The sequence below is a fragment of the Pseudomonas sp. TNT3 genome, from assembly GCF_010095445.2.
Classification (GTDB): domain Bacteria; phylum Pseudomonadota; class Gammaproteobacteria; order Pseudomonadales; family Pseudomonadaceae; genus Aquipseudomonas.
This window is the reverse complement of the sequence record NZ_WFGV02000017.1, coordinates 98,000-104,962: the sequence shown is the minus strand read 5'-3', so window position 1 is coordinate 104,962 and position 6,963 is coordinate 98,000. Positions and strand designations below refer to the sequence as shown.

The window sequence follows — 6,963 nt, the reverse complement described above, 5'->3', positions numbered from 1 at the left end:
CACCTCTTTTTCAACTCCTTTCGCGCTTCGATGACCTGAAGCAACTCACTGCCGAAAACTGCGTAACTCTTTGTTTACCAAGGAGTTTTCCGTTTCGACTGCGCCGGAAGTGGGGCGAATTATAGACATCCTGAATCTGCCGTCAACCCTTAATTACGCCTTTCGTGCAGAAGATCCCTTTTTATTGGTTAATCGTGGAATTCGGCGGCTTACACAGGGGATTCGCATCACCAATAGCAGTACGCCTATAGAGGCGTAGATCACCCACTCCTTCAAGTCAGCGCGCACGATCCACAGCATATGCAGCAAGCCAAGCCCGAGGATCACATAGACCAGGCGATGCAGCTTCTTCCATCGCCCCCCCAAACGGCGCTGACTGAACCGATTAGAGGTCACTGCCAACACCAACAAACCGAGAAACCCCAGCACTCCGACAATAATGTAAGGCCGCTTGCGCAATTCGACACCCAGCTGCGACCAATCGAACCCGAGGATAAAAGCGGTATAGCCGCTCAGATGCAGCACCACATATGCAAAACACCAAAGACCCAGTTGACGCCGTACAGCTACCCACCCCGCCCAACCGGTAAGCTTCTGCAAAGGCGTCATGCTCAAGGTAATCAGGAGCAACACCAGCGTTCCCTGCCCCAAGCGGTCGACCAGCACCTTCCCGGGATCAGGACCCAGTACATCCTCCCAAGCCTGATAAAGCCAAAGTACAGGCCACATCGCCGCAGCGATGAAAATCCCGATACGCCAGAACGGATAACGCATCAGTAATTCTTCCGCAGATCGAGCCCTGCATATAAGGAAGCGACTTCATCCGCATAGCCGTTGAACATTTGGGTGTCGCGCACATTGGGTTTGAACAGACCACTCGGCAATCTGCGCTCGCGTGCCTGGGTCCAGCGAGGATGATCTACTTCGGGATTCACATTCGCATAGAAGCCATACTCATCGGCAGCGATACTCTGCCAGGTCGTTTTCGGCTGCTCGCTCACCAGACTGATACGCACGATGGATTTGACGCTCTTGAAGCCGTACTTCCAGGGCACCACCAAACGCAGCGGCGCACCGTTCTGATTAGGCAACTCTCGCCCATACATGCCCACCGCAAGAATCGCCAACGGATTCATCGCCTCATCCAGGCGCAGCCCTTCTATATAAGGCCAGTCGATCAACGCAAAACCGGAACGCTGGCCCGGCATGCTCGTGGGGTCCTGCAGGGTTTCGAAGCGGATGTATTTGGCGCTGGAGGTTGGCTCGACTTCTTTGAGTAACGCCGAAATGGGGAATCCGATCCAGGGAATGACCATCGACCACGCCTCCACACAGCGGAGTCGGTATATCCGCTCCTCTAAATGGTAGGGCTTCATGAAATCTTCCAGTGCATACCGCCCCGGCTTACCCACCTCCCCATCCACCACGACGCTCCATGGCTCGGTCTTCAGCGCACCGGCATTCGCCGCCGGATCACCTTTATCGGTACCAAATTCATAGAAGTTGTTGTAGTGGGTCGCGTCCTTGAACGGGGTGATAGCCTCATCCTTGACGTTCACCGCCCCCCATTTAGTGGACGGTAGCTTGTCGGCAAACCAGGAAGGCGCCTTGCCAGGCTCGACGCCGGCATACCGCGCAGCCTCATCAGCAGAAGCCCAGCGAGGAAGACTGCTCACAGCCAGGCCGGCCACGGCAGCACCGAGCACATTGCGACGGGAAAGATAGAGGGATTCAGGCGTAACGTCAGACTCAGAGCAGTCGGACGCTTTAGGGACTTTGATCAGCATGGCTACTCCGCAGTATTGGAGAACAGATACACCAATAGACTGCGGAGTATGAGGGATGTTACGCGTTCTTGTGCCGGCGAAGTCTTAAGAGATATTGCACCGGACCAGAGGCTGCATAGGCAAGGAAAACCAGCAGCAAAATGCGCGGCGGATCACTGAACACAACGGCAAATACCAGGACCACAGCCAGGATCGCCACGAAAGGGACACGCCCCTTCAGATCCAGCTCCTTGAAGCTGTTGTACTTGATGTTACTGACCATCAGCATACCGGCAGCGGCAACCATCAATGCCACCAGGAAAGACATCTTGGAGCCCTGGATGCCGTAATCGCTGAAGGCCCAGACAATACCAGCAACTACACCCGCAGCAGCCGGACTGGCCAGACCGATGAAGTAGCGCTTATCCGCAGTGCCAACCTGAGTGTTGAAGCGTGCCAAGCGCAAAGCAGCGCCAGCTACATAGATGAAGGCAACCATCCAGCCAACCTTGCCCATGTCGCCCAACGCCCAGCCAAACGCCAGCAATGCCGGCGCAACACCAAAGGCAACCATGTCCGACAAAGAGTCGTACTCGGCGCCGAAAGCGCTTTGTGTATTGGTCATGCGAGCAACACGGCCATCAAGCCCGTCGAGGACCATGGCGACAAAGATCGCAATCGCAGCGAAAGCAAAATACTTGCTCGCATTGACTGAATCACCCGCACTCAATGCCGCCTGGGCGCTCATCGAATTGATGATGGAATAAAACCCTGCGAACAGATTCGCAGTAGTGAAAAGATTCGGCAGAAGATAGATACCACGATGCCGGACTTTACGACCTTCAGCGTCATGCCCTTCTTCGATATGTTCATCGATGGGCAGCAGGCTTTCGGCGTCAGAAGCCTGGTTTGGCTCTTCGGGACGTTCGCTCATGGACATTACCTTGCAACAGGGTGGAAAGTTTCGACAAGTGTCTGGGACGACGGTTCGGCCACAAACGATGCAGCTTTATACCAGAACCGGACTCCCAAACGAAAAAACGCGGCCTAGGCCGCGTTTTCCGTTCAACCGTGCGACTTAGTTTTTGGCTTTGTCGACGATCTTGTTGGCACCGATCCACGGCATCATGGAGCGCAGTTGCTCACCGATGATTTCGATACCGTGAGCGGCGTTGTTACGACGCTTGGCGGTCATCGAAGGATAGCCGGTCGCGCCTTCGCTGATGAACATCTTGGCGTATTCGCCATCCTGAATACGTTTTAGGGCGTTGCGCATGGCCTGACGGGATTCGGCGTTGATTACTTCCGGACCCGTTACATACTCGCCGTACTCGGCGTTGTTGGAGATCGAGTAGTTCATGTTGGCGATACCGCCTTCGTACATGAGGTCAACGATCAGTTTCAGTTCGTGCAGGCATTCGAAGTAAGCCATTTCCGGCGCGTAGCCAGCTTCAACCAGGGTTTCGAAACCGGCTTTTACCAGTTCAACGGTACCGCCGCACAGAACGGCTTGTTCGCCGAACAGGTCGGTTTCGGTTTCGTCCTTGAAAGTGGTTTCGATGATGCCGGTACGGCCGCCGCCAACGCCAGCAGCGTAGGACAGCGCAACGTTCTTGGCGTTGCCGGAAGCATCCTGATAGATAGCGATCAGGTCAGGGATACCGCCGCCTTTGACGAACTCGGAACGCACGGTGTGACCCGGTGCTTTCGGCGCGATCATGATCACGTCGAGGTCGGCACGCGGAACAACCTGGTTGTAGTGAATCGCGAAACCGTGGGAGAAGGCCAGGGTGGCGCCCTTCTTGATGTTCGGCTCGATTTCGTTCTTGTACAGAGCGGACTGGAACTCGTCCGGGGTCAGGATCATGACCAGGTCGGCAGCAGCAACAGCCGAAGCAACGTCGGTCACTTTCAAGCCGTGGGCTTCTGCCTTGGCAACGGTAGCCGAACCTTTACGCAGGCCAACGGTAACGTCAACGCCGGAGTCTTTCAGGTTGCACGCTTGAGCGTGACCCTGGGAGCCGTAACCAATGATGGCAACTTTCTTGCCCTGGATGATCGACAGGTCGCAGTCTTTTTCGTAATAAACTTTCATGAAATTCCCCTATATATCCAGGCCGTTCAGGCCATTCACTAATTTGGTTTAGATGCTGAGTACTTTGTCGCCGCGAGCAATCCCGGTCACGCCACTGCGGACGGTTTCCAGAATCGAGGCAGTGCCAATGGACTGAATGAAGCTGTCGAGCTTGTCGCTGGTACCGGTCAGTTGAACGGTATACACGCTGGCGCTGACATCGACGATCTGCCCACGATAAATATCGGTAGTGCGCTTGATCTCGGCGCGCTGGGCGCCGGTGGCCTTGACCTTGACCAGCATCAGCTCGCGCTCGATGTGAGCACTCTCCGACAGGTCGACCAATTTGACCACTTCAATCAACTTGTTCAGGTTTTTGGTGATCTGCTCGATCACTTCGTCATGACCAACCGTGGTCAACGTCAGACGCGACAGTGTCGGGTCTTCGGTCGGTGCCACTGTCAGGCTTTCGATGTTGTAGTTGCGCTGCGAGAACAGGCCGACTACACGAGACAGAGCGCCAGGTTCGTTTTCCAGAAGCAAGGAAATAATGTGCCGCATGATTAAGTACGCTCCGTCTTGCTCAGCCACATATCGCGCATGGAGCCGTCTTTGATCTGCATCGGATAGACGTGCTCGCTGGTGTCCACCGAGATATCGATAACCACCAGACGGTCTTTCATGGCGAACGCCTCTTCCATCTTCGACTTCAAATCTTTCGAGTCGGTGATGCGTACGCCAACATGACCATAGGCCTCTGCCAGCTTGACGAAGTCAGGCAACGATTCCATGTAGGAATGCGAGTGGCGACTGCCATAACTCATGTCCTGCCACTGGCGAACCATGCCCAACACACCGTTGTTCAGGATGACGATTTTTACCGGCAAACCGTACTGCAGGCAGGTCGACAACTCCTGAATGTTCATCTGGATGCTGCCCTCGCCCGTCACACAGGCGACGTCATCATCCGGAAAGCTCAACTTGATCCCCATGGCCGCTGGAAAGCCGAACCCCATGGTGCCCAGGCCACCGGAGTTGATCCAGCGGTTCGGCTTGTTGAACTTGTAGTACTGCGCGGCGAACATCTGGTGCTGACCCACGTCTGAGGTGACATAGGCATCGCCCTTGGTCACTTCGCACAGGGTCTCGATCACGGTCTGCGGCTTGATGATGCTGCCGTCGCCCTTGTCATAAGGGAACAGGCCGCGGTCACCGCGCCATTCGTCAACTTGCTTCCACCAACTGGCAACGGACTCCTTGTTCGGGGTCTCGCCGATCTCCTTGAGAATCGCGACCATTTCGGTCAGGACACTCTCGACCGGGCCAACGATAGGCACGTCGGCTTTGATAGTCTTGGAAATCGAAGCAGGGTCGATGTCGATGTGAATGATCTTGGCGTTCGGGCAAAACTTGGCCGGGCCATTGATCACGCGATCGTCGAAACGAGCGCCAACAGCAAGGATCACATCGGCATGGTGCATCGCCAGGTTAGCGGTGTAGCTGCCGTGCATGCCGAGCATGCCGATAAACTGACGGTCCGTGCCAGGGTAGGCACCGAGACCCATCAGGGTATTGGTCACTGGAAGGTTAAGCATCTTCGCCAGCTCGGTCAGCGGCGCGGAGCCACCACCAAGGATCACGCCGCCGCCCGCATACAACACAGGACGTTTGGCTGCCAGGAGCATCTCTGCTGCCTTGCGGATTTGCCCGGAGTGACCGCGGACAGCCGGGCTGTAGGAACGCAGCTTGGCTTTTTTCGGGAAAATGTATTCGAACTTCTCGGCCGGGTTGGTCATGTCTTTCGGGATATCGACAACGACCGGACCAGGACGACCGGATTGCGCCAGGTAGAACGCCTTCTTCATGACTTCCGGGATTTCCGAAGCATGCTTGATCATGAAGCTGTGCTTCACGATCGGCCGGGAGATACCGATCATGTCGGTTTCCTGGAATGCATCGGTGCCTACCATAGTGCTAGGCACCTGGCCGGAAATGATCACCATCGGAATGGAGTCCATGTACGCCGTGGCAATACCGGTAATGGCATTGGTTGCGCCCGGCCCGGAAGTTACCAGCACCACACCGGCTTTACCGGTTGCGCGGGCATAGCCGTCAGCCATATGGGTCGCAGCCTGCTCGTGACGAACCAGGATGTGAGTCACTTCCGGTTCTTTGAACAGCGCATCGTAAACATGAAGAAGAGCACCACCCGGGTACCCGTAGATGTACTTGACGCCTTCGTCACGCAAAAAGCGGACGAGCATCTCACCGCCAGATAAAAGCTCCACGTTGTTCACCTCTAAAACGCCAGAATACCGCCCACATCAAAGAGGACGGGTCTTAATAGGTTTACTTCTCAGCAGAGCATGAGCGACGGTGGTCGCCGACTACGTCAGCACTGACTGAGCAAGTATTGGGATCGTCCCAAGTGTTGCGGGCCTTTCCCACCCAGCGCGAGGTAACGCGTTGCGGGTGTAACAGGTCGGCGCGGATGTGCGCCTCATGATCTGCTGAGTGGGTCTGCTTCTGGCAGTCCCTCTACAGCGGACTTTGGATTCTTCTGTTTCGCCCTCTCCAAGTCAAGTCGTCTATGTGCTTTATTGAAGTAAGCGCATGAGAAAGCAAGAAAAAACCGCTAAACAGCAACTGTGTTAGCTTCAATTGCGCAACTCATGGCAAGGAAATGGCATGCGAACTTTATTGATGGTCAGTCTGTTGATCAGCCCTTTGTGTATGGCCGGTCAAATCTATAAATGGGTCGACGCCCAAGGCGTTACCCATTTCGACGCTCAACCACCCCAAGGCCAGGCGTCGACAACAGTGGTCACGCCCTCTGCGCCTGCAAGCAAATCGACGCTACCTGCACGCAGCAACGTCATAGGCGATCAGCAGGCAATCGACAAATCGGTGAAAGAGCAGGTCGCTGATCAACAGGCCCAGTTGAAAGTGTTCTGCGAACAGGCACGCACCAACCTTGCTCAACTGCAGAACAATCCAAGGTTACGAGAGGATGTGGATGGCGAGATGCGTCGCCTGACCGATCAACAGCGCCAGGAGCGAACAAGCGAAGCACAGAAACAGATTGCGGAGAACTGCCAATAGGTGCGGATAGATAGCTGTATG

The 6,963-nt window shown here is 55.4% G+C and carries 7 protein-coding genes; 1 reads left to right on the top strand and 6 read right to left on the bottom strand.

The genetic code is table 11. The annotated features are described in order from the left end of the window. Positions 1-153: 153 nt before the first annotated feature. The 6 genes from msrQ to GBC55_RS12935 form a co-directional block, all read right to left on the bottom strand. On the bottom strand, positions 154-774 hold the full coding sequence (gene msrQ, locus GBC55_RS12960) for a protein-methionine-sulfoxide reductase heme-binding subunit MsrQ (protein WP_162437842.1): 621 nt from the start codon (positions 772-774) through the stop codon (positions 154-156). Further along, complete coding sequence (gene msrP, locus GBC55_RS12955; protein ID WP_162437841.1) at positions 774-1,787, bottom strand: protein-methionine-sulfoxide reductase catalytic subunit MsrP; 1,014 nt, start codon at positions 1,785-1,787, stop codon at positions 774-776. The genes msrQ and msrP overlap by 1 nt, the downstream gene beginning before the upstream one ends. A 58-nt stretch (positions 1,788-1,845) precedes the next feature. After that, the gene (gene pssA / locus GBC55_RS12950; RefSeq protein ID WP_162437840.1) at positions 1,846-2,700 is read right to left on the bottom strand and encodes a CDP-diacylglycerol--serine O-phosphatidyltransferase; all 855 of its coding nucleotides are present in this window, start codon (positions 2,698-2,700) and stop codon (positions 1,846-1,848) included. Positions 2,701-2,844: 144 nt separating this feature from the next. Beyond that, the gene (gene ilvC, locus GBC55_RS12945; RefSeq protein WP_007948647.1) at positions 2,845-3,861 is read right to left on the bottom strand and encodes a ketol-acid reductoisomerase; all 1,017 of its coding nucleotides are present in this window, start codon (positions 3,859-3,861) and stop codon (positions 2,845-2,847) included. 48 nt (positions 3,862-3,909) lie between these two features. Then, entirely contained in the window at positions 3,910-4,401 is a 492-nt protein-coding gene (gene ilvN, locus GBC55_RS12940; protein ID WP_003176102.1) for an acetolactate synthase small subunit, read from the bottom strand. A gap of 2 nt (positions 4,402-4,403) precedes the next feature. Then, complete coding sequence (locus tag GBC55_RS12935; RefSeq protein WP_162437839.1) at positions 4,404-6,128, bottom strand: acetolactate synthase 3 large subunit; 1,725 nt, start codon at positions 6,126-6,128, stop codon at positions 4,404-4,406. A 400-nt stretch (positions 6,129-6,528) separates the two neighbouring features. Between GBC55_RS12935 and GBC55_RS12930 the strand changes: the two genes are divergently transcribed. Then, positions 6,529-6,942, top strand: a complete 414-nt coding sequence (locus tag GBC55_RS12930) for a DUF4124 domain-containing protein (RefSeq protein WP_162437838.1) — start codon at positions 6,529-6,531, stop codon at positions 6,940-6,942. Positions 6,943-6,963: the final 21 nt, after the last annotated feature.

What these genes read in the sequence shown, in the direction of transcription:
- ilvN (WP_003176102.1), bottom strand. Translation starts at nt 4,401, where the DNA reads ATGCGGCACATTATTTCCTTGCTTCTGGAAAACGAACCTGGCGCTCTG.
- GBC55_RS12930 (WP_162437838.1), top strand. Translation starts at nt 6,529, where the DNA reads ATGCGAACTTTATTGATGGTCAGTCTGTTGATCAGCCCTTTGTGTATG.
- pssA (WP_162437840.1), bottom strand. Translation starts at nt 2,700, where the DNA reads ATGAGCGAACGTCCCGAAGAGCCAAACCAGGCTTCTGACGCCGAAAGC.
- msrQ (WP_162437842.1), bottom strand. Translation starts at nt 774, where the DNA reads ATGCGTTATCCGTTCTGGCGTATCGGGATTTTCATCGCTGCGGCGATG.
- msrP (WP_162437841.1), bottom strand. Translation starts at nt 1,787, where the DNA reads ATGCTGATCAAAGTCCCTAAAGCGTCCGACTGCTCTGAGTCTGACGTT.
- ilvC (WP_007948647.1), bottom strand. Translation starts at nt 3,861, where the DNA reads ATGAAAGTTTATTACGAAAAAGACTGCGACCTGTCGATCATCCAGGGC.